Raw genomic sequence first — 2,190 nt, forward strand, 5'->3', positions numbered from 1 at the left:
GGAGACAAGGAACAAGTCATATCACAGATATTGTATGAAAATCTAACCCCCAAAAAGGTACAAAGTCAACAGCCTAGACTCTACCCAATCAAAATTTGTCGTTACATCAAACATTCGATCGTGGGAGAAACCAGGTTTCTTGAACCTTGCTTGGATGTTGCGATCGCGAAACCCAAGGTAAAAATTAAATGTTGGGATTATTGCCATAAGCGGCGAAATCTTGCTGTAAGCATATCGCGATAGTCGAATCGTGGGAAAATATCAGGTATAGAGATTTGTCGATAGCTCAAAATTTAACTTAAATTTTCTTTCTCAATAGTTCTTAACAATTGCTTAACAGCATTGTCACTATTCAAAATCCCAGAGCAATGGAGACTTGTCACAAGCTAAAATCCGGGAAGAAACAATATACAAGCTCAAAAGGGAAACTTATGGCAGTCAAGAAAGGTGATATGGTTCGCGTTGTTCGCGAAAAGTTGGAAAACAGCCTAGAAGCACAAGCTAGCGATACCCGTTTTCCTTCCTACTTGTTTGAAAGTCAGGGTGAAATTGTCGATCTTAAAGGTGATTATGCTTTTGTCAAGTTCGGAAAAGTACCAACACCAAATATCTGGCTGCGTTTAGATCAACTTGAAGCTTTTAGTTAGGTAATTGGGCATTGGGTATTGGAAATAGAGATAAAGGAAGAAGAATTAGGGAAGAAATAGAAATATTATTGTGTTATGAACTTCTAACTCCTAACTTATAAATCCCTTAGAGACGCGATATATCGCGTCTCTACATTCCTAATTCCAATGCCCCATATACGGAGGAATTTATATCATGTCTTATTCCCCTTCCTTACCAATTTGTAATTCGTCTCACGTTACTGTCATTGGTGCTGGTAGAGTCGGTAGTACCCTTGCCCAACGCATCGTTGAGAAAAACCTCGCGGATGTGGTATTACTCGATATCGTACCCGGAATGCCCCAGGGATTAGCCCTGGATTTGATCGAAGCAAGAGGAATCGAAATGCACGATCGCAAGATTATTGGTACAAATAATTATGCTGATACATCTGGTTCGGAAATTGTCGTCATTACAGCAGGTTTTCCCCGCAAACCAGGAATGAGTCGCGATGATTTACTATTGACGAATGCGAAGATTGTTGTCGAAGCTGCAAAAAATGCGATTCAATATTCCCCAGAAGCAATTTTTATCATTGTTACCAATCCATTAGATGTAATGACATATTTGGCTTGGCAAGCGACAGGTTTACCCAGAGAGAGAATTATGGGTATGGCTGGGGTATTAGATTCTGCCCGGTTTGAAACCTTTATTGCTTTGGAATTGGGGGTTGCACCAAAAGACGTGAAAGCGATGGTAATGGGCAGTCATGGCGATTTGATGGTGCCTTTACCGCGCTATTCTACAGTTAATGGTGTACCAATCACGGAGTTATTGGATGGGGAAACAATAGAAAGATTGGTAAAACGCACTCGCAACGGTGGTGCAGAGATTGTAGAGTTAATGCAAACTGGAGGGGCATTTTTTGCTCCAGCTTCGGCAGCTTGCGTGATGGTGGAATCAATTTTGCATAATCAGTCGCGAATGTTACCAGCAGCAGCATTAATGCAAGGTGAATATGGGTTGAATGATGTGTTTATTGGGGTTCCCTGTCGTCTTGGCTGTGCTGGAATCGAGAAGATTGTTGAGTTGAATTTGACTGATGCTGAATTGGATGAGTTACGTATTTCTGCTGATAATGTCCGTGCAAATACTAATAGAGCGCAAGAAATTTTGATGGCAGGTGTTTAATAAATATAGAACCGCTCTCCAAACCTCTCCCCTTGGCAGGGCAGGGCTGATTCATCCCCTAAAACACTTTAAAAATCAAGGGTTCTAGCAATTTAACACTGGTTATTTTGTTACCAGCGTGTCGAGAAAACGAACAAAATTACGGCTACGTGAGTGCTTAAAAGTTAATTTAATCGTCACACTTACTTAGATGCTTATCGCTAACTATCTTGACAAATCCTGTTTAAAAGGGAACGAAACAGCCCTGCCTTGGCAGGGGGAGAGGCTTAATTAAGAATAAGAATCTTAGCTTTTTAGTTTTTTATTTAGCCTCCCCTTTGCAAGGGGAGGTTGGAGGGGTAATTAATATTGTTTGAAATCACCAATATTTTTACCCCTCTCTGCCTTCGGCAT

At 40.9% G+C, this 2,190-nt stretch carries 3 protein-coding genes; all 3 read left to right on the forward strand.

Annotation, left to right across the window (positions count from 1 at the left end):
* Nucleotides 1-243 (forward strand): hypothetical protein (locus CK510_RS33130; protein ID WP_211293352.1); only part of this gene is annotated, 243 nt, incomplete at its 5' end.
* A 188-nt stretch (nt 244-431) separates the two neighbouring features.
* Nucleotides 432-647 carry an NAD(P)H-quinone oxidoreductase subunit O gene (locus CK510_RS29610; protein WP_095725017.1) on the forward strand — a complete coding sequence of 72 codons (216 nt, stop codon included), beginning with the start codon at nt 432-434 and terminating at the stop codon, nt 645-647.
* A 175-nt stretch (nt 648-822) separates the two neighbouring features.
* Nucleotides 823-1,797, forward strand: coding sequence for a malate dehydrogenase (gene mdh / locus CK510_RS29615; protein WP_095725018.1), 975 nt, complete (start codon nt 823-825; stop codon nt 1,795-1,797).
* Nucleotides 1,798-2,190: the final 393 nt, after the last annotated feature.

It is taken from the genome of Brunnivagina elsteri CCALA 953 (assembly GCF_002289455.1).
In the GTDB taxonomy this organism is placed as follows: Bacteria; Cyanobacteriota; Cyanobacteriia; order Cyanobacteriales; family Nostocaceae; genus Brunnivagina; species Brunnivagina elsteri.

Bases quoted from the DNA above. Each gene is read 5' to 3' on its own strand.
- CK510_RS29610 (WP_095725017.1), top strand. From the start codon at position 432: ATGGCAGTCAAGAAAGGTGATATGGTTCGCGTTGTTCGCGAAAAGTTG.
- mdh (WP_095725018.1), top strand. From the start codon at position 823: ATGTCTTATTCCCCTTCCTTACCAATTTGTAATTCGTCTCACGTTACT.